General features: G+C 52.1%; 22 protein-coding genes. 3 read left to right on the plus strand and 19 right to left on the minus strand.

Annotated elements, in window-relative coordinates:
- Positions 1 to 23 precede the first annotated feature (23 nt).
- From lepB to GL2_RS00170, 3 genes are all read right to left on the minus strand, one after another.
- Positions 24 to 791: a signal peptidase I gene (lepB, locus tag GL2_RS00160; protein WP_143728735.1), complete on the minus strand. Its 768-nt coding sequence runs from the start codon at positions 789 to 791 to the stop codon at positions 24 to 26.
- Positions 792 to 834: 43 nt separating this feature from the next.
- Complete coding sequence (lepA, locus tag GL2_RS00165; protein WP_143728736.1) at positions 835 to 2,640, minus strand: translation elongation factor 4; 1,806 nt, start codon at positions 2,638 to 2,640, stop codon at positions 835 to 837.
- A gap of 133 nt (positions 2,641 to 2,773) precedes the next feature.
- Positions 2,774 to 4,171 carry a DegQ family serine endoprotease gene (locus GL2_RS00170; protein WP_143728737.1) on the minus strand — a complete coding sequence of 466 codons (1,398 nt, stop codon included), beginning with the start codon at positions 4,169 to 4,171 and terminating at the stop codon, positions 2,774 to 2,776.
- Positions 4,172 to 4,341: 170 nt separating this feature from the next.
- Here GL2_RS00170 and mpaA point away from each other — a divergent pair, with 170 nt between their 5' ends.
- On the plus strand, positions 4,342 to 5,046 hold the full coding sequence (gene mpaA, locus GL2_RS00175) for a murein tripeptide amidase MpaA (RefSeq protein WP_143728738.1): 705 nt from the start codon (positions 4,342 to 4,344) through the stop codon (positions 5,044 to 5,046).
- Here mpaA and ycjG read toward each other — a convergent pair.
- From ycjG to rpoE, 5 genes are all read right to left on the minus strand, one after another.
- A complete protein-coding gene (gene ycjG / locus GL2_RS00180; RefSeq protein WP_143728739.1) occupies positions 5,034 to 5,981 on the minus strand; it encodes an L-Ala-D/L-Glu epimerase in 948 nt (315 codons plus the stop codon). The two genes, mpaA and ycjG, sit on opposite strands and share 13 nt — an antisense overlap.
- A gap of 39 nt (positions 5,982 to 6,020) precedes the next feature.
- Positions 6,021 to 6,473 (minus strand): SoxR reducing system RseC family protein, encoded by a 453-nt coding sequence (locus GL2_RS00185; protein WP_172621007.1) that lies wholly within the window; start codon positions 6,471 to 6,473, stop codon positions 6,021 to 6,023.
- Between the two features lie 5 nt (positions 6,474 to 6,478).
- Positions 6,479 to 7,678 (minus strand): MucB/RseB C-terminal domain-containing protein, encoded by a 1,200-nt coding sequence (locus GL2_RS00190; protein WP_172621008.1) that lies wholly within the window; start codon positions 7,676 to 7,678, stop codon positions 6,479 to 6,481.
- Between the two features lies 1 nt (position 7,679).
- Positions 7,680 to 8,381, minus strand: coding sequence for a sigma-E factor negative regulatory protein (locus GL2_RS00195; protein WP_143728741.1), 702 nt, complete (start codon positions 8,379 to 8,381; stop codon positions 7,680 to 7,682).
- A gap of 117 nt (positions 8,382 to 8,498) precedes the next feature.
- On the minus strand, positions 8,499 to 9,113 hold the full coding sequence (rpoE, locus tag GL2_RS00200) for an RNA polymerase sigma factor RpoE (RefSeq protein WP_143728742.1): 615 nt from the start codon (positions 9,111 to 9,113) through the stop codon (positions 8,499 to 8,501).
- A 178-nt stretch (positions 9,114 to 9,291) separates the two neighbouring features.
- On the opposite strand from rpoE, the gene nadB reads away from it, so the two are divergent.
- The gene (nadB, locus tag GL2_RS00205) at positions 9,292 to 10,899 is read left to right on the plus strand and encodes an L-aspartate oxidase (RefSeq protein WP_370452160.1); all 1,608 of its coding nucleotides are present in this window, start codon (positions 9,292 to 9,294) and stop codon (positions 10,897 to 10,899) included.
- Positions 10,900 to 10,931: 32 nt separating this feature from the next.
- On the opposite strand, the gene GL2_RS00210 is transcribed toward nadB, so the two are convergent.
- Together GL2_RS00210 and GL2_RS00215 are read right to left on the minus strand one after the other, a co-directional pair.
- Positions 10,932 to 11,276, minus strand: coding sequence for a protein YgfX (locus tag GL2_RS00210; protein WP_370452161.1), 345 nt, complete (start codon positions 11,274 to 11,276; stop codon positions 10,932 to 10,934).
- A 79-nt stretch (positions 11,277 to 11,355) separates the two neighbouring features.
- Positions 11,356 to 11,601 (minus strand): succinate dehydrogenase assembly factor 2, encoded by a 246-nt coding sequence (locus tag GL2_RS00215; RefSeq protein ID WP_143728745.1) that lies wholly within the window; start codon positions 11,599 to 11,601, stop codon positions 11,356 to 11,358.
- Between the two features lie 114 nt (positions 11,602 to 11,715).
- Between GL2_RS00215 and GL2_RS00220 the strand changes: the two genes are divergently transcribed.
- A complete protein-coding gene (locus GL2_RS00220) occupies positions 11,716 to 12,756 on the plus strand; it encodes a folate-binding protein YgfZ (RefSeq protein ID WP_143728746.1) in 1,041 nt (346 codons plus the stop codon).
- A gap of 618 nt (positions 12,757 to 13,374) precedes the next feature.
- Here GL2_RS00220 and GL2_RS00225 read toward each other — a convergent pair.
- The 9 genes from GL2_RS00225 to GL2_RS00265 all read right to left on the minus strand — a co-directional run bounded on the left by GL2_RS00225 (position 13,375) and on the right by GL2_RS00265 (position 21,660).
- Positions 13,375 to 14,184 (minus strand): hypothetical protein, encoded by an 810-nt coding sequence (locus tag GL2_RS00225; protein ID WP_143728747.1) that lies wholly within the window; start codon positions 14,182 to 14,184, stop codon positions 13,375 to 13,377.
- Between the two features lie 549 nt (positions 14,185 to 14,733).
- Positions 14,734 to 15,456, minus strand: coding sequence for a uracil-DNA glycosylase (ung, locus tag GL2_RS00230; RefSeq protein WP_143728748.1), 723 nt, complete (start codon positions 15,454 to 15,456; stop codon positions 14,734 to 14,736).
- Between the two features lie 2 nt (positions 15,457 to 15,458).
- Complete coding sequence (locus tag GL2_RS00235) at positions 15,459 to 16,049, minus strand: uracil-DNA glycosylase family protein (RefSeq protein WP_370452086.1); 591 nt, start codon at positions 16,047 to 16,049, stop codon at positions 15,459 to 15,461.
- A 3-nt stretch (positions 16,050 to 16,052) separates the two neighbouring features.
- A complete protein-coding gene (locus GL2_RS00240) occupies positions 16,053 to 16,931 on the minus strand; it encodes an esterase-like activity of phytase family protein (RefSeq protein ID WP_232053713.1) in 879 nt (292 codons plus the stop codon).
- A gap of 202 nt (positions 16,932 to 17,133) precedes the next feature.
- Positions 17,134 to 18,069 (minus strand): esterase-like activity of phytase family protein, encoded by a 936-nt coding sequence (locus tag GL2_RS00245; RefSeq protein WP_143728749.1) that lies wholly within the window; start codon positions 18,067 to 18,069, stop codon positions 17,134 to 17,136.
- Positions 18,070 to 18,196: 127 nt separating this feature from the next.
- Positions 18,197 to 19,135 carry an SdiA-regulated domain-containing protein gene (locus tag GL2_RS00250; protein WP_232053714.1) on the minus strand — a complete coding sequence of 313 codons (939 nt, stop codon included), beginning with the start codon at positions 19,133 to 19,135 and terminating at the stop codon, positions 18,197 to 18,199.
- A 544-nt stretch (positions 19,136 to 19,679) separates the two neighbouring features.
- Positions 19,680 to 20,615, minus strand: coding sequence for an esterase-like activity of phytase family protein (locus GL2_RS00255; protein ID WP_143728750.1), 936 nt, complete (start codon positions 20,613 to 20,615; stop codon positions 19,680 to 19,682).
- An 11-nt stretch (positions 20,616 to 20,626) separates the two neighbouring features.
- Positions 20,627 to 21,109, minus strand: coding sequence for a YajQ family cyclic di-GMP-binding protein (locus GL2_RS00260; RefSeq protein ID WP_143728751.1), 483 nt, complete (start codon positions 21,107 to 21,109; stop codon positions 20,627 to 20,629).
- 14 nt (positions 21,110 to 21,123) lie between these two features.
- The gene (locus tag GL2_RS00265) at positions 21,124 to 21,660 is read right to left on the minus strand and encodes a YaeQ family protein (protein ID WP_143728752.1); all 537 of its coding nucleotides are present in this window, start codon (positions 21,658 to 21,660) and stop codon (positions 21,124 to 21,126) included.
- Between the last annotated feature and the right edge of the window lie 78 nt (positions 21,661 to 21,738).

Raw genomic sequence — 21,738 nt, forward strand, 5'->3', positions numbered from 1 at the left:
AACGCAGTGTCGGCCAGTTCTCATTATTGGATGGAGCCTACACGTTTAAAGCTGGGCAAACTGAGCAATTTGTCCCAATGCATCCAGATGGCAAACGCCTTGCCCACCACATCGCGCTCGGGCACAAACCCCCAGGCGCGGCTGTCGAGACTGTTATCGCGGTTGTCCCCCATCATAAAGTAGTGCCCTTCCGGCACAGTACCGCTGAAGTTACCATATTCCCCGGGGGGGACATTCTTTGCCATCAGGTGACGTTGGCCGTAGAGGTTCTCCCACATAATCTCAACCTGCGGATTAACCGGTGGAAGCGCCTGTATCAACTCCTGCGGTGCCAGCTCCCCATTCACGTAGAGCACATTATTTTTCAGCTCAATTTTGTCACCGGGCAGGCCGATCACCCGCTTAATAAAATAGGTATCGTTCATGTGCGGTGGGAAAAATACCATTACATCGCCGCGCTGCGGCTCACCGATATTCACCACCTTGGTGCGAGAAACAGGCAATCGAAGGCCGTACTCGTATTTGTTCACCAGGATAAAGTCGCCGATCTGCAGAGTGGGCACCATCGAGGCTGATGGAATCTGGAAAGGCTCAACAATAAAGGAGCGCAATACAAACACGATGGCCAGGATCGGGAAAAACGACTTGGCGTATTCCACAACAACTGGATCTTCCTGCTGCTCCCCCACCCCTTTCTTGCGACGACGGGCGAAAAACAAGCTGTCAACCAGCCAGATTCCGCCGCTGATCACAACCAACCAGAGCAGAATCAGAGGTAAATTAATATCCATTACAAGTCTCTATTATCCTTGATCTCGATAGCGGGCAGAGCCGTTATTGATCCACTTTCAGCACTGCCAGGAAAGCCTCCTGGGGCACTTCCACACGGCCGAGCTGTTTCATACGGCGCTTACCCGCTTTCTGCTTTTCCAGCAGTTTCTTCTTACGGGTAATATCGCCACCATAACATTTTGCGGTCACATTCTTGCGCAGGGCTTTCACCGTGGTCCGCGATACCACTTGCCCACCAATCGCTGCCTGGATCGCCACATCAAACATCTGGCGGGGGATCAGCTCTTTCATTTTCTCGGCCATGGCACGCCCCTTCTGCTGGGCGTTTTCACGGTGAACAATCAGTGCCAGAGCATCGACACGGTCGCCATTAATCAGAATATCCAGGCGCACCAGCTTTGCCGCCTCGAAGCGCACAAAACTGTAGTCCAGCGAAGCAAAACCGCGACTCACAGATTTGAGGCGGTCGAAGAAGTCCATCACCACTTCACTCATCGGCAGCTCATAGCGCAGGGACACCTGTGAACCCACGTACTGCATATCCTTCTGGATTCCCCGCTTGTCCACACAGAGAGTAATCACGTTGCCGAGGTATTCCTGCGGCACCAGGATATTTACTTCTGCGATGGGCTCACGCATTTCCTCAATATTGCCCACATCCGGCAGGCGCGAGGGGTTATCCACCATCACCACCTCGCCATCGGTCTGCTCAACCTCATACACTACGGTGGGTGCGGTGGTGATCAGGTCAAGGTCGTATTCCCGCTCCAGGCGCTCCTGGATAATCTCCATGTGCAACATGCCGAGGAAGCCGCAGCGGAAACCAAAGCCAAGGGCGTCAGAAGTCTCCGGCTCATAGAACAGGGAGGCATCATTCAGGGACAGCTTTTCCAACGCATCGCGGAAGGCTTCATAGTCGTCGGAGCTAACCGGAAACAACCCTGCGTAAACCTGCGGTTTAACCTTCTGGAAGCCGGGCAACATTTCGATTTCATCGGCTCCCTTGGCATGGGTCAGGGTGTCGCCCACTGGCGCACCGTGGATATCCTTGATACCAGCCACTACAAAGCCCACTTCACCGGCGCGCAGTACGCCAGTTTCGTGACGCTTAGGGGTGAAGATTCCAACACTGTCCACCACGTGGGCGCGACCAATAGACTTGGTGACAATCTTGTCCTTGGTTTTCAAGGTGCCCTGCACCACGCGTACCAAGGACACCACTCCCAGATAGCTGTCGAACCAGGAGTCGATGATCAGTGCCTGCAGCGGCGCATCGACATCACCCTCTGGTGGCGGCACCAGGCGTATCAGATCCTCAAGGACATCCTCCACACCCAGGCCAGACTTGGCACTGCAGCGGGTCGCGTCGGCGGCATCAATACCGATAATATCCTCGATTTCCTCCGCCACTTTGTCCGGATCCGCCTGGGGCAGGTCCATCTTGTTGAGGACCGGGATTACTTCGAGCCCCTGCTCGATCGCTGTGTAGCAATTGGCGACCGACTGGGCTTCTACCCCCTGAGCCGCATCTACAACCAGGAGCGCTCCCTCACAGGCTGCCAAAGAGCGTGATACTTCATAGGAGAAGTCCACATGCCCCGGTGTATCAATAAAGTTCAACTGATAGGTCTTACCATTACGCGCCTTGTAATCGAGTGTTACGCTCTGCGCCTTGATAGTAATTCCACGCTCGCGCTCCAGCTCCATACTGTCCAGAACCTGTTCAGCCATCTCCCGACTGGAGAGGCCTCCACAGTCCTGGATAAAGCGGTCAGCCAGGGTAGATTTCCCGTGGTCGATATGGGCAATAATGGAGAAATTGCGGATATGAGAGAGATCTGTGGCCACTGCGGAATAAAAACCCTTGAAAAATCAATCGATTAGCCGGCAATCGTGCCAACTGTGTGGCGCAAGTCTAACAGAACTCATGCACAGAGGAGAGAGGCAGGTGACCCATTGGGCCACCATTCGCCTTTTGTGATTAGCTTTCGATCTTAATTGTACGGAAAGTTGACTGGCCCGCACGGAAGAAACGGATTGGCAGTAACTCGTCTTCAGGGAGGCCTTTGACCACAGTTTTGTAATCTTTTATGTCCCCCACTTCCTCGAATCCCAGCTGGGCGATGATATCGCCGCTACGCAGACCGGCCTTGGCACCGGGCTTGCCTGGGATCACCTGCTTAACAAGGACGCCAGTCTCCACATTCCAGCGCTGCTTCAGACCATCGGGAATCTCTTCTACCACGACTCCAAGGCGACCACCGATACTGGTAGCCGGATGATTAACGGCCTGGGTGCGCTCGCCATCAGAGCCTGGCAGGGCACCGACAATAACTTTCAACCTTTCGGATTTGCCCTTACGCATCAGCTCAACAGGCACCTCGGTACCGGGGCGGATCTGGCCAACCACATGGGGCAGATCACCGTGAACACCAATCTTACGGCCATCAAAGCTGGTAATCACATCACCGGCCTTAATACCTGCTTCTGCAGCCGGAGTGCCGGGACTCACCTGCTCGACCAGGGCACCAGAGGGCTTGCGGAGCCCCATCGCTTGAGCCATGTCGCGATCCACATTGCGAATACCCACACCGAGCCAGCCTCGATCAACACGCCCCTTCTCTTTCAACTGCGCCACAACATCTTGGGCCAGGCTTGCCGGAATGGCGAAGGACAGGCCAATGGAGCCGCCGCTGCGAGTATAAATCTGCGAATTGATACCAACGACTTCGCCCTCGAGATTAAACAGCGGACCGCCGGAGTTACCGGGGTTAATAGCTACATCAGTCTGGATAAAAGGCACGTAATTCTCGCGGCTCTCATTGGGAATGCTGCGGCCCATGGCGCTCACGATACCAGCACTGGCGGAGTAATCGAGGCCAAATGGCGAGCCAATCGCAACCACCCACTCCCCTACCTGCAGCTCCTCTGAATCTCCCCAGCGCACTGCAGACAGGTCATCGGCATCAATCTTGAGCAGGGCCAGGTCTGAACGTGCATCTTTACCGATGACTTCCGCCTCGTATTCGCGGCGATCAGTCAGGGTCACGGTCACTTTATCGGCACCATCAACCACGTGGTTATTGGTCACGATATAGCCATCTTCGGAGATGATAAAGCCAGAACCCATGCTGGCAACCGGGCGCTGCTGGCGACTGCGCGGCTCAAGCAGGTGGCGGAAAATGTCGGGTATTTCCTGCTGGAACTGTGGCGAGCTATTACCACGCGCCACCCGATTACGATCCACGGTGTTGATTTTCACCACCGCTGGCGAGTTGTCCTCAATGAGTTCGGTAAGTTCAGGTAGTCCGCGAGCACTGGCAGCGCCAGAAACCAAGAGACAAAGCACCAATAAATATTGTGTACAACGTTTAACCATAGGTTTGTTACCCCTAGTGATCCCTTCTAATATGAAACCATTGGAATTTGAGTCCCTTCCAGGGCTTGCCTTGGCTTACCGGCCCCTTTGGGGACATTTTGTAACGATTTAGTGGCACTACAGCCACGAAAGTTCTGCCGCCGTATGTAAATCTGTGTAAAGGGCTAGCGATGTCCATATTGCGCCCGCGACCCGAGCGCGGTCAATTTCACCTGCCCCGAGAACTGTATGGATACAGCGCACTCGGCGCCCCGCTATTTTATTTTCCCGCACAGTCCGGCGACAAGCATGGGCTGATTATGGCCGGCACTCACGGTGATGAAGTCGCCGCTGTAGTCGCCCTATCCTGTGCCCTGCGCGCACTGGCGTCAGGACAGCTCAAGCACCATGTGATACTGGCAGTTAACCCCGACGGCTGCCAACTGGGTACCCGCTGCAATGCCTGTGGCGTAGACCTCAACCGCAATTTTGCGACAAAAAACTGGGATGACAGCGGTAATGTATACCGCTGGAACAGCGCCGCTGAGGCCCGCGATGTCAGGCTCAGCACCGGAGAGGGCCCAGCTTCAGAATGTGAGATCGCCGCGCTGTGCCGATTGATTGCCGAGCTCAAACCCGCATGGACTGTATCCATCCATGAGCCGCTCGGCTGCGTCGAAGACCCGGAGTCTACAGATCTCGGCACCTGGCTGGCTAAAGAGTTGCAGTTACAGCTGGTCAAGGACATCGGCTACCAGACCCCAGGCTCATTTGGTACCTGGTGTGCCGAGCGGGAACTCCCCTGCATTACGGTGGAATTTCCACCGATCTCCGCAGATGCTGCCAGTGAGGACTATTTTTCTATACTGGTCGACCTTCTCACTTACGACCAATAAACCCGACCGGCACCAAAGCGTAAAGGAGGCTCAGCATCCCTTGCCAGCCAGGTGGGACCATCCAAATCCAGATAGCGCGCTCTGGGCCCCAAAGGCCAGGCCGCACGAATTGCCCGCGAAGTACAAAGCATACAGCCCAGCATCAGCTCAAATCCTTCAGCAGCGGCCTCTTCAGCCAGTGCGCACGCTTCGGTAATGCCACCGGTCTTATCAAGCTTGATATTGACCATCTCATAGCGGCCTTTCAGACGCAGTAAATCTGCGCGGGTATGGCAGCTCTCATCTGCACAGATTGGTAATGGGTGGGGAAACGCTTCCAGGAATTCATCATCACTCGCAGGCAGTGGCTGCTCCAGCATAGCCACACCCAAATCGGCCAACTGCTCACAGCGCTCAATCAGGCCATCACTGCTCCATGCTTCATTGGCATCAATCACCAGCTGGGCTTCGGGAGCGGCAGCACGTACCGCAGTCACCCTCTCATTTACAAGCTGATCATCCAGCTTCAATTTTAACACTTCCACACCGCGGGCAATGGCTACGCTCGCCGCGCCCGCCATTGCCTCAGGACTCTCTATCACCAGGGTTTGCACGGTGGGTAGTGAATCAGGACCAGCAAAGCCTTCCCCGCGGTACTTCCTTTCCCAGTCCGCCAGCGCACAATCCAGGGCGTTGCGCGCGGCGCCCGCAGGCAGGCGCGACTGCAACTCGACCTTGTCCAGCCCTGCGGCCAGCTCAGACAACAGTGGCTCCAGCTGGTGTATCACCGAATCGGGGCTCTCGCCATAGCGGGCGTAGGGGGTGCATTCGCCGATGCCAACAATACCGTCCCATTTTACCTCTACCACAACCACTTCGGCCTCGGTGCGAGCGCCTCGGGAAATAACGAAAGCTGTGCGCAGGGGCCAACGCTCGGCATAGCAGCGGGCCAACATGGGTAATCTCCAATCGGGTTTTGGAGATATCAGTTTAGGTTAGGAGTGATCGCTGCCGGGCTCAATACGCAGCACCACAGGAGTGTAAGTGGGGTTGGTGGATTGGCGACGGCTGTACCAGCGCACCCCCAGGGCACCTGTCAGCAAGCCGAGTAACGCGCCTGTAACAGCACCAATTTCAGCGAACAGGTGGTCGCCCAACAGCGCCACCAGTACCAGGGAGATCAATGGGACCATATAAACAAGCAGGGTACTGCTGGTCAGGGCATTTTCGGCAATTCCAATAACTGCTATGTCATTCAGGGAGATTTTATCAGCGGGGAGACCATTTAAAACCGCCCGCACCCGCGTGGAGGAGGAAAAGAAGTCGCCGAGCAGGCCTGTGCCACAACCGGATTTAGCCTCACAGCCATTACAGGCACTGCGCTGGGTGGTTTCCACCCACACAGCGTCGGTTTCTATGGCCACAATTCGACCGCGCTCTTCCAGCAAGCAAATCAGCCTTTTTCGATGATGGAGCTAGCCACTCTGCGCGCCGTGGCGTCGGGGATTTCGCCTACCACTGTGACTGTATAGGCTACGCCTTTTACTTCCATGCGATCCATATATGCGACGGTGGCACCGCGAATAGCTCGGCCTTTGAAGTCTTCCAGCTCGGGGCCGAGACGCTGCACAAACACGGTGAAGACACCGAGACCATCACTAAAGACCATCATATCGCCGTCAGACAGGGGCTTCACTGAAACCACCTTGAATCCATCCGGCAGCCAGCGCACCTGCCAGCGGCTCTGGGATGCTTCGCAAGTACTGCGATTGTCGATACGTCTGGCGTTATTCGAAACGGCCTGTAAAGAGGAATCATCAACGGGAGACAAATCCAGCTGGACAAACTGGTAGCGCTCCAGCACACGCCCCTGGGTACTCACCAGCATGGTTTTAAGCGGCAGGCCTGTTTCCCGGTCTAGACTGACCACAAGACCCAGGCGGTAGCGATCGCGGGGCCTGGCTTCGATTACCACCGCATCCCGGTCCGCAATCCGCTCCTCACCCCGCAGGATAAACTGGTAGGCACGCTGCACCTGCTGCTGTCCCACCGCATTCCACAACGTAGTTCTGGCACTGGGGGAAGTGCCAAACTCACAGTTGCCGCCACTACCGTGACTGATCAATTCACGCGGCTCGCCGCTCAGGTAGCGGACCCGCTCAACCTGCTCACCATCTCGCACAGCATGTACCACTTGCAGGGTCTCCAGCATGCCGGCATGCTCGAAAGTGACCAAGCCACTGTACTCCAGCTCGCTGACAGCCTTGGCGAGTTTATTCAGCCATTGCTCAACCTCATTGCTGCCGGTCCTAGCACTTAGTGCACTGGACCCCATTAGCGTACTGGGGACAGCCGCCGAGGGTTCCATAACAGCCGTTTCTGCCATTACTGGCGCAACCGGATCGACCACCGCAGCCCCAGAAATCGCCGAGTCAGCTGCCGCAGCAGGTGCCATGCCAGGGTCTTCCAGCGCCGAACTTGCAGCTTGAGAGCTAGCCATATCCAGATTTACGGTGCCGGGAACATTCGGATCGACGCTGGTAGCCTCCTGTGCAAATGACAGCGGTACCAACAGAGAGGAAGCCAAAAACAGACTGCCGACCTTGCGGATTGAACTACTGATAAGACTCCCCCTGAATACGACTCTCGTCACACTACATTCCAACCTGTTCGCCGTAAGTCGCGCGGGCAAAGGGCACCATACCCTGGCTACCCACATGCGCGGCCTGTTCGGAGTGTTGAATCATCACTCGGTTCAAATGGCGCATCAACTCAGGCGTAGGCGCCTGCTGAATAACCGCCTGGCCAACGACGCCACCGCGCTGCTCCGGTACAAAGCGCGGAGTGGCCGTGCTCACCGAGCGAGTCGAGGGAGCCGGCACATAAAAACCGGATGGCTGTGGTGCCGACTGCACTACCGGCTGTGCCGGGCGCTCGATTTCGGCTACTTGGTCAATACCCTGCACAGGGTTCTGCTGGGTATCAGCAATCTGTTGTACCCCGAGGATTGCTGCGAAGGCTACTGTGGCCGCCACAGCACCGCGCGAAAGCGGGCGCCACCAGCGACTGTTAACCAGCCCGCTGGCTGATACAGTAGCGTGGTTCTCCCCTTTAGACAGGGGCTCTTCGAGATCGATCGCCGCCGAGATACTCGCGGACAGACCGCTATCTACAGGGGCGATTTGCTCGCGTCGCATAACGCTCGCAGCCAGTTGGTAGCGTGACCAGCGCTCACCCAACTCTTCAGAAGCTGCAGAGGACTTCAAAATCCGTTGCAGCTCCAACTCGCTGACTTCGCCATCCATAAGCGCCGAGAGCGACTCGTTGAGACGTTCCTGATGATTCCCGTGGGACATAGGGGTTAACCCTCTTGTGCAATCGTTTATTCGGTGCCCACACGCACCATAGTTGGTATGAGTTATGACCGAGCTCTCGGCGGTTGGTTTCCCCAAGAGGGAAAATTTCCCGCAAAATTAGCTTCTGTCACCCAGTGTTTCCGGCTCGCCGGCCATCACAGCCTGGACTGTCCGGTCTATCGCCTCCCGTGCGCGAAATATCCTAGAGCGCACGGTTCCTACCGGACACCCCATCACCTCGGCGATCTCTTCGTAGCTCAGTCCCTCCAGCTCCCTCAGCGTAACTGCTGAACGCAGATCCTCTGGCAGTGCGCGAATAGCGCGATGCACCGCGGTCTCCAGCTGGTCGCGAAACAGCTGGTTCTCAGGTGTCTCGTTGTCCCGCAATAAATCAGCACCCGAGTAGAACTCGGCATCCTCCAGATCCACATCGGAGGACGGGGGGCGACGGCTGCGGGAAACCAAATGGTTCTTAGCGGTATTAATCGCGATACGGTACATCCATGTGTAGAAGGCACTGTCACCGCGGAAATTGGCCAGTGCCCTGTAGGCCTTGATAAAGGCCTCCTGAGTTACATCCTGTACCTCACTGTGGTCCTTGATGAACCTACTGACTACAGCAACAATTTTGTGCTGATACTTGAGTACTAAAAGATCAAAGGCGCGCTTATCTCCCTTTTGAACCCGCTCTACCAGCTCACGGTCACTCGTTGACGCCTGATGCGCTGTCATCCCCAACTCCCATATCCAGCCACTCTGCGGGCGCCACTTCTACTTATTAAGAGACTGCCTGCGCAGGCGTTTCTTTTACTCTGTTGATGACACTGACAATAGGACATAAGTTCCACGTCAAATCGACGAATAATCAGGAGGCGCTATACTACGCGACCCTAAAAGATAAATGAAATCTATGAATGCCCAGGCAAACTACGACATTCTCGTAATTGGCAGCGGTGCCGCAGGCCTCACTCTGGCCATGCACCTTGCAGCCAAGTATCGCGTGGCCCTGCTCTCCAAGCAGCGGTTGCAGGACGGCTCCACCTGGTTCGCCCAAGGGGGGATCGCCGCGGTGCTGGATGAGATGGATTCGGTGGAGTCGCATATTGCAGACACATTAGACGCGGGTGCCGGACTCTGCCACCCAACGTCTGCTCGCTTCACGGTGGAGGAGAGCAACGCAGCCATTCACTGGCTGATCAATCAGGGGGTCGACTTTACCCGCGAAGGGGACGACTACCACCTGACCAAGGAAGGTGGGCACAGCCACCGGCGTATCATTCACAGTGCCGACGCTACCGGCAAAGCCGTGCACAGCACCCTACTGGTGAAGGTACTAAACAACCCTAATATCGATTGCTTCGAGCATCACGTGGCCATCGACCTGATCCGCCAACCCGCCCCTGAAAAAGGGCGTTTCCGCTGCGCCGGCGCCTATGTACTGAACAAGAACACCGATGAAGTGGAGCTGTTCCAGGCAAAGGCGGTCATACTCGCTACCGGCGGGGCCAGTAAGGCTTATCTGTATACCAGCAACCCCGACGGTGCCAGCGGTGATGGTATCGCCATGGCCTGGCGTGCCGGCTGCCGGGTAGCGAATATGGAGTTCAATCAATTCCACCCCACATGCCTGTATCACCCCAAAGCCAAAGCCTTCCTTATTACAGAAGCCCTGCGTGGAGAGGGTGCACAACTGAAGCTGCCCGACGGCAGTCGCTTTATGGGACGCTTCGATAAGCGCGGCGAGCTCGCGCCCAGGGATATCGTCGCCCGTGCAATTGACCATGAAATGAAACGCCTCGGCGCAGATTGCCTGTACCTGGATATCTCTCACAAAGATCCTGACTTTGTGCGCGAGCACTTTCCCACGGTATATAGCAACTGCCTTAAGTACGGTATTGATATTACCCGCGAACCGATCCCCGTGGTTCCCGCGGCCCACTACACCTGCGGTGGAATAATGGTGGACCAGCACGGTCGCACCGACCTGGATCAGCTGTACGCCATTGGCGAAACCACCTTCACCGGCCTGCATGGCGCCAACCGGCTGGCCAGCAACTCACTACTCGAGTGCCTGGTATACGCACGCTCTGCCGCCCTACACATCGAGGAACATCTGGATTCAGTACAGGCACCGCGCCGAGCACCTGACTGGGATGCCTCACGAGTGACAGACTCTGATGAAGATGTTGTAATCTCCCACAACTGGGACGAACTGCGTCGCTTTATGTGGGACTACGTGGGAATTGTGCGTACACGCAAACGACTGTTGCGCGCCCAGCACCGGGTAAAGTTGCTGCAACGGGAGATTCGAGAGTTCTATGCCAACTACCGCATCAGCAACGATTTGGTGGAGCTACGCAACCTGGCATTGGTTTCCGAATTAATTATCCGCTCCGCCCTAGATCGCCGCGAGAGCCGGGGCCTGCACTATTCCCTGGACTATCCAGGCCTGCGGGAACTGGCAATGGATACCGTGCTGGTACCAGAGAATTTCGCCAACCAGCGGCAATTCATCTAATCACACAGAAATAGCTCGGGCTGCAGTTCAACCTAACGGGAGAATCGCAGCGCCGCCTGTAATCGGCGCCAATCACTTGCATTAAGGGCGTCCTTTGCCAGTACCAGATACAGGCGCCGGCCCTGTAAGTCCCGCCCATTAATCACCAATAGCCAACGCCACAATACCAGCTCGCGACAAAACTCAAACTCACGCTCATCACCTTCAACCACTCGCCAGAACCAGCGTCGCTCACGAGTGGACAATGTTCCCACCATCAGCGTCAGGCGCCGCACTTCCCAATACGCAACCGCCAAAATAAGAAACAGCAAAGACCAGAATAACCAGGACGGTAGCCTGCAAAGCCATAAAAGAATTGCGGCTTGTAGCGTAGCCATTACCAAAAGGAGAAACAGGAGAGGGGACGGCGCAACGACACAGCTCAGGCGGGCGCTGCGCTCAAAATGGATAGAGGTGCTACTCCTGCAGGCCGGTATTGTCACGAATAATCTGCACTATGCGCTGAAGGTCCGGATCAGCCGGATCCTCGCGGCGCAGGAACCAGGCAAACAGATCCTGATCCTGCTCATCCAACAGCCGGATATAAAGCTGCTGATCCTCAGGCTCCAGAGTTTCGTAGACATTATCCAGAAATGGCAGCAGTACCAGGTCCAGCTCCAACATGCCGCGGCGACTGGCCCAAAACAGGCGGTTGCGATCCATACTTCTTTTCCAACCAGGTTAAAGAGCGCAGTATACCCGCTGCCCGTGCAAACTTGAAAAGGGGCGTTACAACCCCCAAGTAATGCCACCAAGACAACCTGAGGTGGCAGCACTATGGATCAGCAACAGTGGCAGGATTTTCTCAGCAGCGAAGGCGCCATTTGGGAAGGCGGCAGAGCCCACTTCCCCCTTACCAGTACTGATGACCCACAGGGGCTTCACCTGATTGATCTCGGCCCTCTAGGCGCCGTTTCCATTACAGGTCCCGACAGCCAGAAATTCTTGCAAGGCCAGCTCACCTGCGATCTGGTGAATCTGCCGGATGGGCACAGCACACTGGGCTCCCACTGTAACCCCAAGGGACGCATGATCAGCACGTTCAGTGCCCTGAAGCTATCCCAGAGTGAATTTATATTCCGCCTCCCCCGCGACCTGGCACCGATTGCCCAGCAGGCACTGGCCAAATACGCAGTATTTTTTAAGGCGAAGCTCACAGATATTAGCGAAGAGCACCATTGGCTCGGCTTACAAGGCCCGCAGGTAGCGCAACAGGCCGCGCAGCTACTGGGCTTCAAAGCGCCCTCCCCCGGCGAAGTTATTAATTTTGATTTTGATGGCGAGCGCTGCACCGTCCAGATAGTCAATGAATCCCAGCTGGCCCTATTAATTCCGGTCTCCAAGACACAGCAACTCTGGCAAAAGCTCTCCAGCGAATGCGAGGCTACGGGCTACGATATCTGGCAAAAAAAGCAGATAGAAGCAGGCATTCCCCAAGTTGATGCCGCCACCTCCGAAATATTTATCCCGCAGATGACCAATTTGCACTTGCTCGGCGGCGTGAGTTTTAAGAAAGGCTGCTATACCGGCCAGGAAGTAGTCGCCCGAATGCAATTCCGCGGCGCCGCAAAACGCCGTTTATATCGCGCAAAATGTGAAGGGGGCGACCTCCCCGCCAGCGGCCTGGAAATCTTCGGGGATGGAAAGCAAAGCATTGGCAACTTGGTTGAGGCCTGCCACAGCAAAGATGGCATTGAGCTGCTCGCGGTACTCACCATTGCCAAAGTCGCTGCTGGTGAACAACTTCATTTGAAAGACGGCCGCATCCTGGACATTCAGGAGCTCCCCTACGATGCAGATGATGATCCGTTGGCCTAATTAGAGTAACCGCAAATACTTCCAGGGCGGCTTATAGCCGTCCTTTCCATTCACTTCAACCTGCCCCCATCAACACTCAAAAAAATCGTATAAGATTTATTACCCTCCCTACTTAACTCTCTTATTACTAACCATTCCACAAATAAACCAGACACCTAAAAGTGCAAGCAAATAGAATAGCAATTAGCAATTAGCAATTAGCAATTAGCAATTAGCAATTAGCAATTAGCAATTAGCATGATTTATTCACGATTCAACCATCAATTGAATCGTTTCTCAACTCGAGCAACCACATAAGTTGCGCTTTAGCTTCTAATTTCAGGAAGCCGAATATTATCCAGAAAATGAATATTCATAAGTGGCCAATGAAGAGCTCACCTCACTCACAGGGAAAACGTCTACAACGACTAGAAATAAAGCACCGGCTTTACCTTTTAATAAAAAATATTGCAACCTTTGAAAAGGTCACCAAGCCACCCTGCTAGGTTTAATAATCCGGCCTTGGCTTTACTTATAGAGATAGACACTTCCATCTAAACTGAAAAACCTCTACCCTTCAAACGAACATGTCATATTTGGCCTAAAACAATCCAAATAAATATTAGCAGAACCAAAAAGCTAACTTGGACTTGTTGAAATCGGTGAATCTATACCCCTCACCCTCTCCATTGAAGGGAATCCCGTCACCATCCCCCTTACAGTAGACTTTGTAACTGCAAAAATGGACTTATTTGTTTTTAACTCATTTACAAGCTCAGAAAGATGGGCACCTTTACTGCAGAGGGCTTGAATCGCTGAATTGGTTCCATGAGACCAGATCCCAAATACCAGACATACACAACAGTCTCTCTGATAGGGATTCTCTGTTATAAATATAAAACCATAATCTTCAGTGATAGAACCCCCAGAAGTGTTCGACATGAAAACCCGACCATCTGTTTCATCACAAGCAAAGCGTCCTAAAAAGTCCATCTTAAATTTAGAATCGATCATTCTGGTTAACAATAAATCGCGACTCACTACATTGATAGCCGGGCCACCAATGCATATAAATGTTTTTTGATCATGCACAAAATTATGGGAGTCATGAAAAACCACCCTTCTTTTAGGGTATATTTCACTTATTCTATCCTTCAACATCTGTGTCGCAAGAGATTCATCATAAGGCATAAACAATACATTATCCGGGATAGGACTTTGTGTCTTTGTTATTTCTGAAAAAAGGGATTCTTGCTTAATCAATGGAAGAACGACATGAATGTCTGAACTGGAATCACCAAGAAATCTATCCAAAAGAGCTCTATAAGGCTTTGCGTCAAACTTCTTCTTACAGAAAGCTGCCGTGCCGATGAACAATGTAGTAAAACCCGCCTCTATAAAAGGGATAGATAGCCAATCAAGAACAGTATCTAGAAATAGAAATTCCACAGCACACTCCCCACCCGAAAAAATTTGACAAACCTGGAGTTTAATAAATTAAAAATCTAAAATCCCAGTATAAGGTAATGAACTTTTGCTTGCCGAAAAATATACAGGGATCCTGCAGGTAATTTTTGCAACGGGAGTTGCACCAAAATAGATCCAGATAGAAAAAATTAGCTACCTTTAGACAAGACCGAGCAAACTATTGGATATTGTTGAGCGATAGATATATCTGGGGGGCTAATTCGATTAAATACACGACGAACTTTCCATCCCGCTAATGCAGTCAACCTTAAAAAACACCCAATAACAACATCCAATACACTATATAGCCCCCCAATAGAATACTGATAATAGTTTTCATTTGAGGAGAGGCGATAAAATATCCTAACTAAAATATACCGAACTTAGCAAAAGGGAAGCCCCATAAGTACAAGAGGGCACTTCAGTTTGGTTTCTATAAATAAAATTACTGGGCATTAACCAAAAATCTAATTGGACTAGTCAAAAAATACCAGTCCATTCATTTAAAATTAATTATCAATCAGCGGGCGCCTAAACCTCTATAGCAACCCTGTGCAACTGGTTAGCCTCCGGCAATGCCCACTCAATCGGCTTTTCACCACGCTGCTGTAACCAGTGATTAGCCTGAGAAAAAGGCCGGGTACCAAAGAAACCTCGATGAGCTGAAAGAGGGGACGGGTGTGGCGCACGCAGTACCAGGTGCTTATTACGATCAATAAAGCTCCCCTTTTTCTGCGCATAGCTACCCCACAGCACAAAAACCAGCCCTTCGCGTTGTTCTGCCAGTTTGTGAATAGCGGCGTCGGTGAACTGCTCCCAACCACGCCCCTGATGAGCTCCGGCCTTGCTATCTTCAACCGTGAGAGTGGCATTTAGCAATAATACACCCTGCTCCGCCCAAGGCTGAAGACAGCCATGATGGGCAGGAGAAATACCAAGATCTGAGTACAGCTCTTTATAGATATTCTGCAGTGAAGGTGGGATACGTACGCCAGGCATCACAGAAAAGCACAAGCCATGGGCCTGGCCGGGGCCGTGGTAGGGATCCTGCCCCAGAATCACCACCTTTACCTGATCAAAGGGCGTGGAGTTAAAAGCATTGAAAATCTGTCCGCCAGGTGGGTAAATCCGCTTGCCTGCCTCTTTTTCTCCTCGCAGGAACTGGCGCAATTGAGCCATATAGGGCTCTTTGAACTCCCCCCCCATTACATCGAACCAGGAGGGATGAATCTTGATATTGTCCGGAACCGGCATCGTTAAACCTTGAGTATTTTCTGTACTTGTCTTCGCAGTTCCGGCACCACCTCTTCCTCAAACCAGGGCCTACGGCGCAACCATAAAGTGTTGCGTGGGCTGGGGTGTGGCAGAGGGAAGTAGCGGGCCGGCAGGGCATCACGGTAGTGGCGCACATTCTCTGTAATACTGCCATACCAATGCGGCAGGTAGTGGCGCTGGGCGTATTGTCCCACTAACAGGGTAAGTTGCAAGTTGGGAAGCTGCTCCAACAGGCTTTTGTGCCAGGTGGCAGCACATTCAGGGCGCGGCGGCAGGTCACCCCCCTTTCCACGGCCTGGATAACAGAAACCCATAGGGATAATAGCGATCAGGGATTGATTGTAGAAAGTTTCCCTTTCAACAGACAGCCAGTCGCGAAGCCGATCTCCAGAAGGATCATTCCAAGGGATACTGGTTGCATGGACTTTAGTACCCGGTGCTTGGCCGACAATTAGTAGACGCGCGGACTCCGACGCGTGAAGGACCGGATTGGGCCCCAGGGGCAGGTGCTCCTCACATAGGCGACAAGCACGTATTTCCTCCAGCAGTGCCGGCAACTTCTTAGCCACCACCTATCAAAAGCCCTCTGGTAAGGCCAGATGCAACATCAGCCCACGGCGGTCATGGGGAACCTGGGCACGACTGATATTGTTGTTATTGAAAACCACAAAGATGCCCTGATCATTCACAGCCAGCCCGGCACCATTACCACCAAAACGGGACACTTGATATGCATGCTCAGGCGATTCCTCATGATGACGATAAACCAGGCACCACTCCGCACTCAAGCCGGGTAGGGACCTACGACAGACCGCATGCGCATTGCTTTCCAGCGTAAATAGGGCATCATCGTAGTAATCAAGGCCTCTCAGGTTTTCCGGCCGACCACGGAAATCCAATCCATCGACGGGCGGCAGTGAGAGAACCTGAAACGTTCCATTGGGTTCCAGTTTAAGCAGCCCCCTGGGCTCCCGCTCTATTGCCACCCACAAGTTATCATCAACCTGCACAAGGCCCTCGCCGCCATTGTTGTACCTGAGCAGATATCCTCGATGTTTTATCGCTGGTGACCACACATGTTCTTGCCAATTCGCCCTGCCATCCCTGCCTATTTCCGCAACCCGGTTATAGCGTTCACTCACGACAAATGTGCCATCAGCTCTACAACAAACCCCGTGAAAGCGCATTGCAGATGCCGGCCGGAATAAATCCAGAATAAAGTGCCAGATGTTAGTAGGCTTTTCTCCCTTTGGCGCCCTCAACCCAAATAGGGTGATATGAGGCACTAGCTCAGCTCGCTCACCATTAACTTTAAGCGTATAAATTTCTTTAGGGTTTTTAGCAGAAATTGTGACAAGTTGATCACAAAAGCTTAATCCAGAGAGGCTTACACCTGCACTGTTATCTACCCAGTAGCTTGCCAGCATTTTGGCGGGAATAATTTCGGCACTCATTGCTTTTGATAACATGAGCATAAAAACAGGCACAAAGAAAAAACACTTAATCACGTTAATTCCAATTAATCGCAATAGCCGTCGAGCTGCTTGAGCCTATATCGCAATGAATACCTTCCACTACAAACCTAACTATTTGGTTCAAGGCAGATCCCAAATAAATAGCCAAGTACAACATCAACTACTTTCCCTCTAACATCTATTAATCAATGTCCGGGAATGCCAATTGCAACAGGAGTGCACGCCGATCCTTGGGGGCTGCACTACGACTGACATCACTGTTATCGAACACTATAAAGATACCCTCCTTACCAACAGCCAGCCCATCACCCTTTGCACCTTTGCGAGTTGCTTCATATTGCAGTTCAGAAGATCTCTCGTGCATTCGATAATCCAAGCACCAATCTGCTTTCAGACTTGGCAAGGTTCTTCGACACACAGCATGAGCATTTCCCTCCAATGTAAACAGGGCTCCATTATAATAATCAAGAGCTCCCAGGTCCTCGACTTCCCCACGAAAGTTCAAACCAGCAACCGGCGGCAGGGTAAAAAGCTGGACATCGCCATTGGGGCTGAGCTTCACCAAGCCGCGGGGCTCGCTCTCCATTGCCACCCAAAAATCATCACCGACCTTTACCAACCCCTCACTTGCGAGATTGAATCCCTGCATATACCCTCGGGCTTTTGCCTCTGACGACCACATGGTATCCAACCACCGGGCATTGCCCTGCCTGTCAATCTCAGCAATACGGTTATAGCGTTCGCTCACTAGATAAATGAGATTATCAGAGCAGGTAATCCCCTCAAAGTCCATTGCACCGGGCGGCCGGGTGAAATCCAGAATAAAGTGCCAGAAATTTCGGGGCTTATCTTTCTTTGGGACCAGCAGACTCGATAGCTTTAAATAGGATTCCAGCTTAGCGCGCCTACCTTCCAGCTTAATTTTAAAAATTTCTTCTGAATTTTTATCGGAAACGGTAAGTAGTTCACCATCACAAAAGCTCAATCCGGATGTACCCTCTCCGGCACTGCCGTCCAGCCAGTAATGAGTTATTTTTTTGGCAGGGGTGACTTCCGTTGTAAAACCTGCAGGTGACAGCAATACACCGGCAATTAAATAGAAATAGTGCTTTATCATGTGAGATCCAATTTACTGCAAAGTTGTTTAGCAATACAGATCTACCCCACCTCTAAAACTTTATCCCAAAATCTGACAGTTAATTCGAAACCTGATCAAGGGAAGAAAGGTCGCAGCTCCCTGATAACTATTCAGCACTACCGGGAAAACCCAGCTGTAGAAAGAGTGCACGGCGATCCTGAGGGTCCGCGCTGCGGCTGATGTTATCATTATCAAACACTATAAAAATGCCATCTTCCCCAACAGCCAGCCCATCGCCTTTACCCCCAGTTCGGGCAGCCTCATATTTTAGTTCAGGTGACTCTTCAATCTCCCGGTAGTCCAGGCACCACTCGGCCTTCAAACTTGGCAGGGCCCTTCGGCACACTGCATAGGCATTGGGCTCCAGGGTAAACAGGGCCCCATCATGATAATCCAACCCCGCCAGGTTTTCTGATTCCCCGCGAAAGTCCAAGCCTGCAACCGGTGGCGGTGTAAATATTTGAACACTCCCTTTGGGGCCCAGCTTAACCAAACCACGTGGATCACGCTCCATAGCCACCCAAAAATCATCATTTACTTTGACTAAACCTACGCCGGAGAGGTTGTACCCCTGCATGTATCCCTGGGCCTTTGCCATAGAGGACCACATATTCTCCAGCCAGTGCCCCCTGCCTTCCATATCTACTTCAGCAATGCGGTTATAACGCTCACTCAATATATAAATTGTATTATCTACACAGCTGATCCCCTCAAAATCCATAGCAGCTGCCGGCCGGGTTAACTCCAAAATAAAATGCCAAAGATTTGTAGGTTTATCTTTCTTAGGCACCTTCAACCCTGAAAGAGTTAAGAAAGTCTCCAGTTTTGCACGCCCATCTTCCAATTTAATCTGGTAAATTTCTCTTGAATATTTATCAGAAACTGTAACCAGAAGATCATTACAGAGGCTTAAACCGGAAGTACTCAATCCGGCACTATTATCCACCCAATAGTGGGTAATTTTTTTGGCGGGAATGATTTCAGTCGCCAGCCCCATGGGTGACAACAGAACCCATATGACACCTAAAAAAAAGCGCTTAGTCACGACAAATCCAGCTTACTGTGGAGATCATTGAGCATAGAGGCCAACCCGGCTATTGTAATTTTAAATGCCTGAAATGTTCCCAGTGATTGGATGATGCCTTCTCGAAAAAAAATCCTGGAAACGCATGGTATTCTCAGAATACAGCCAATATCCACCTATCGATTTTGAATAGGTGATGTACCAAGACTAGCTATTACTCAGCATAGTTGCCCCGGCACTCATCGACAATTTGTCGGTTATTTATACTTTGATTTCTCATATTATTACTGTAGATATTATATCGACCCTATTCCTTAAGGATCTAAATCACAGGGAGCAGCAAAGAGCGGGAGTTGCCTGCAAAATAACTCGGCAAATAGAAAGATAATCACCGAGAAATGTATTTTGGAGAGTATTGATAGTATGAGAGTTCGCAGGGTAGACCTTATTGATTAAGGTTCAGCCTCAAGATCAAATATACGCGGATTTGCTGCGCACCGGACTGGAAGGGGGTACTTAGTGCCCTCAACAGCATTTTAATCCCCTTTTTTAGTTTATTGAGCCCTTATTGAGAGTCATCAGGGAAAGCCAAATGCAGTAGGAGCGCACGCCTATCATCAGGGGCCATGGAACGGCCGACATTATTATTGTCGAGCACGACAAAAATCCCTCGCTCGTTGACAGCCAACCCTTCCCCTTTCCCATAACGGGTCTCTTCATAAACCCGCTCAGGGGATTCCTCAAGCGCACGGTAATCGAGGCACCATTCCGCTTCCAGGCTTGGCAAGATCCGGCGACATACCGCATGCGCATTACGCTCCAGAGTAAACAGAGCGCCATCGTAGTAGTCCAAACCGGTCAAATCCTCGGAGCGACCGGCAAAATCCAGGCCAGCCACCTTAGGTAAGGCAAACACCTTAACCTCTCCATTGGGGCTGAGCTTTAGCAGGCCACGAGGTTCGCGCTCCATAGCCACCCAAAAGCTGTCACCGGCCTTAACCAGGCCTTCACTGGAGGCATTGGTTTTTTGCAGATAGCCTTGGGACTTGGCAATAGGTGACCAGAGGTGCTCCTGCCAGGTTGCATCGCCCTGTCCATCCACTACCGCAATGCGGTTGTAGTGTTCGCTGACTAAATAAATTGCATCCTCATCACAACTTACTCCTTCAAAATCCAGTTCATTTGCAGAGCGGAAGAGCTCTTTAAATGCAACCCAGAGATTCCCAGGCTCATCATGCTCCGGTATTTCCAGACCAGTTAATTGAAGGTGGGATACCAAATGAGCATCCCCGCCCCGGAACTTCAGCATATAAACTTCTGCAGAGTTCTTATCAGAAATTGCGAGCAGATTATCAGCACAAAAGCTTAAACCAGAAATATCCAGGCCTTCGCTGTTGTCCACCCAATAGCTGGCCTGCAACTTGGCTGGACTGACTTCAGCTATCGCCAGTAATGGCGAAAGCAATATACATACGACACTGAAGAGAGAACACTTGATCACTACAAATCCAATTAGTCGCGGAAGTTATTGAACTGCAGGGGCTGCTCCAGCTCTTTACTACGGAGTAAGGCGATCACCTGTTGCAAGTCGTCACGCTTCTTGCCGGTAACGCGCACTTGCTCACCCTGGATGGCCGCTTGCACCTTGAGCTTTTCGTCTTTAATCAGCTTAACGATTTTTTTTGACAGTTCTTTGTCGAGACCATTTTTCAGGGTCACCCCAACTTTAACTTGCTTGCCGGATTGCTCTTTTTCACCTACCTCCATCGCGAGGGGATCGATGTCACACTTGATTAGAGCACTGCGCAGCATATCCACCATCTGGTCTACCTGCATATCCACCTCGGCGCGAACCACCAGGGAGAATTCACTCAACTCCACTTCTGCATCTACGCCTTTGAAGTCAAATCGGTTAGTTACTGTGCGATTTACCTGGTCTACCGCGTTAGTCAAGTGGTGCTTGTCCACTTCAGATACAATATCAAAAGAAGGCATTTATTTCTCTGCTCCTATTTCCAGATTTCCGGAGTAATCTCCGCGTTATTAGTGCCATCCGCCAGCCAAATATGGCCATCTTGGATGGTAATACTGAAATCCATATTACGTTCAGCCATTGCCGCCAGCTGTTCAGTGGCTTCTGCAGCCAAATGATAAACTCTCAGGTTATCAAAGCGTGCGAGCGGACTCTCCAACTTATGCCACCATACCGGCGCGGTACGACGCCCATAACTGTAAACTAAAACCCTTGCAGCCCGGTTACTGGCCTTGCGCAGGCGCTCCTCAGTGGGTAAGCCTACTTCTATCCAAAGATCTATTTCACCACTGAGGTTCTTCTGCCACAGGTCCGCTTCCTCATCAGAAGAGAGCCCGCGGGTGAACTCAAGGGAGTCTGCGGCATTGTGCGCAAATGCCAATAAACGCACCATCATTCGCTCATCGGTTTCCGATGGATGGCGCGCCAAAGTTAGCTGGTGTTCAGCATAGTAGTCCCGATCCATATCGGCAATTTGTACTTTCGACTTGAAAATTGTTGCTTTTAGTGCCATTTCGACTTCATCTCTGTGCCGTCCCCAGCACAGAGACTAAGGCGGACTATTCTTGGTTGGTTCAAGGGAGAATAAGGA

The sequence above is a fragment of the Microbulbifer sp. GL-2 genome, from assembly GCF_007183175.1.
Taxonomy (GTDB): domain Bacteria; phylum Pseudomonadota; class Gammaproteobacteria; order Pseudomonadales; family Cellvibrionaceae; genus Microbulbifer.

Coding starts and splice junctions, on each gene's coding strand:
- GL2_RS00215 (WP_143728745.1), bottom strand. CDS start 11,601: ATGGATCGCAACCGCCTGTTTTGGGCCAGTCGCCGCGGCATGTTGGAG.
- GL2_RS00170 (WP_143728737.1), bottom strand. CDS start 4,171: ATGGTTAAACGTTGTACACAATATTTATTGGTGCTTTGTCTCTTGGTT.
- GL2_RS00240 (WP_232053713.1), bottom strand. CDS start 16,931: ATGAGTGCCGAAATTATTCCCGCCAAAATGCTGGCAAGCTACTGGGTA.
- GL2_RS00210 (WP_370452161.1), bottom strand. CDS start 11,276: ATGGCTACGCTACAAGCCGCAATTCTTTTATGGCTTTGCAGGCTACCG.
- GL2_RS00245 (WP_143728749.1), bottom strand. CDS start 18,069: ATGATAAAGCACTATTTCTATTTAATTGCCGGTGTATTGCTGTCACCT.
- ung (WP_143728748.1), bottom strand. CDS start 15,456: ATGCCGGTTCCGGACAATATCAAGATTCATCCCTCCTGGTTCGATGTA.
- GL2_RS00260 (WP_143728751.1), bottom strand. CDS start 21,109: ATGCCTTCTTTTGATATTGTATCTGAAGTGGACAAGCACCACTTGACT.
- nadB (WP_370452160.1), top strand. CDS start 9,292: ATGAATGCCCAGGCAAACTACGACATTCTCGTAATTGGCAGCGGTGCC.
- ycjG (WP_143728739.1), bottom strand. CDS start 5,981: ATGTTGGCCCGCTGCTATGCCGAGCGTTGGCCCCTGCGCACAGCTTTC.
- rpoE (WP_143728742.1), bottom strand. CDS start 9,113: ATGACAGCGCATCAGGCGTCAACGAGTGACCGTGAGCTGGTAGAGCGG.
- GL2_RS00195 (WP_143728741.1), bottom strand. CDS start 8,381: ATGTCCCACGGGAATCATCAGGAACGTCTCAACGAGTCGCTCTCGGCG.
- lepB (WP_143728735.1), bottom strand. CDS start 791: ATGGATATTAATTTACCTCTGATTCTGCTCTGGTTGGTTGTGATCAGC.
- GL2_RS00265 (WP_143728752.1), bottom strand. CDS start 21,660: ATGGCACTAAAAGCAACAATTTTCAAGTCGAAAGTACAAATTGCCGAT.
- mpaA (WP_143728738.1), top strand. CDS start 4,342: ATGTCCATATTGCGCCCGCGACCCGAGCGCGGTCAATTTCACCTGCCC.
- GL2_RS00220 (WP_143728746.1), top strand. CDS start 11,716: ATGGATCAGCAACAGTGGCAGGATTTTCTCAGCAGCGAAGGCGCCATT.